Below are 1,832 nucleotides of genomic sequence, written 5' to 3'. Positions count from 1 at the left end.
TTTAAATTCTAAAAAGATAGTTTTATCTTTAGCTACTATTTCTTTCTTAGCGAGTTGTGCTAATGCTACATTAAATTCTGAAATAAAAACTTATGATGAAGCAAATAAAAATACTAAAGCTAGATCAGCCAGTATGTATAGTCCTCAAGCTAGAATCAATACAACTGTAAGTAGTTCAGAAACTAGCACAATCAACATTTCCGATTCAGGTCCACATACCATAATAATTCGATCAGGTGGAACTTTAGGTAGTATAGGTAATACGGGTAATATTATTTATGCTTCTACTAACAATGGCAATACTCTTACTCTTGCAAATCTTACCAATAATGGAACCATCAATGGTAAAGTAGCCATACAAAATAGCCAAGATAACCTCACAGGAACCATCACTGTCAATACCTTTGAAAATATAGGTCAAGTTAATGGTCAAATTTATATGGGAGTTTGGGGAAATAAAAACTCAGGAATTCTCACTGTGGATCAGTTTGATAACAGTGGAACTATAGCTTCAAGCGATAAAGGAGTTTTTTTCGAAGGCGGTGCTAATAATAAATCCACGATTAATAATTTTAACAATACTGGAGTTATAACAACTTCAACAAATAAAGAAGCTGTTCGATTTAATCATACTGATGTTAAAACCATTACCAATAGTGGAAACATTAAAAGCGAGGGACATAGAGGTATAAGCATAGATAATTCAAGTGTACAAACTCTTAATAATAGTGGCACTATTCAAACCAGCAATCAAGATGTAAATAACTGGGATACGCAAGCAATATATATTGGCTATTCTACAATCCAAACGTTTATCAATAGCGGAACCTTAAAAGGCGATGGAAGAAAAGATCCAGGAGGACCTAATGGGGCTATGTTTGCTAGCTCTGGGGTAAATCTTTCTGGTTCTACTATAACAAATTTTGATAACTCAGGTATTCTTTCAGGAAGAGTAGGTATAAATATATCAAGTACCACTATAGATAATTTTAAAAACACTGGTACTATAGAAGGAACATCTGGAGCCAAACAATTATCAGGAGCAGTATTCATTCAAAGTTGGAGAACTTCAAGCTCCACTATTAAAAATTTTGAAAACACAGGTCTAATCAAAAATCAAAACGGCAATGCTATCTTCATAGGTGATGGCAACAAGATAGAAACCCTTACAAATAAAGGAACTATAGAAGCAGGCAACAATGGTATAACTTTTTATGCATTTGATACAAATAAAAAGCCCGTTAATATTGGTAAAATCACTATAGAAAAAGGTGGTGTTATTAAAGCAGGCAATGATGCAATCCATATAGATGGAAGTAAAAATGGTATTGAGGGTGAAGGCATTGAAGTTAAAGCAGGGGGTAGATTAGAAGGTGGTAATGCAGGTATTTATATAGGTGGCGGTAAGCAAGTAAATACTAGCATCAATGTATCTGGAACTATCCAAGGTGGTAATGGGGGTATTATAAATACTGGAACCATTGGAAAAGAAGGACAAGAAAAACAAGAATACGGAATCACTATTGAAAATGAAGGTCTTATTGCTTCTGCAAAAGGAAGTGGTATTTTAAATACTGACAATGGAATTATTTATGGTAATATCTTCAATAGAAGTAATAATAATTTAAGTTTAAAAAATGATTCTGATGCGACTATTACAAGTGGTATTAAAAATGAAGGTGGTGGAACCATCTTTGTTAATAACCAAGGAACCATAGATAAAGATAATAGTGGCAATCATTTAACTAATAGCGGATCTGGTAGCATAGTCATAGAAGATTGGGTTGTTTCTACAGATAAAGATACAGGTAAATTAGACACTGTGGTTGTAG

1 pseudogene is annotated in these 1,832 nt (G+C 33.4%); it reads left to right on the top strand.

Annotated elements, in window-relative coordinates:
* A pseudogene (locus AJN70_RS09690) lies at positions 1-1,832 on the top strand (hypothetical protein); the annotation flags it as partial.

It is taken from the genome of Campylobacter sp. BCW_4341 (genome assembly GCF_001764255.1).
Taxonomy (GTDB): domain Bacteria; phylum Campylobacterota; class Campylobacteria; order Campylobacterales; family Campylobacteraceae; genus Campylobacter_D; species Campylobacter_D jejuni.
Note: the sequence above shows the minus strand (reverse complement) of the source record. Positions and strands in the feature narration are given on the sequence as shown.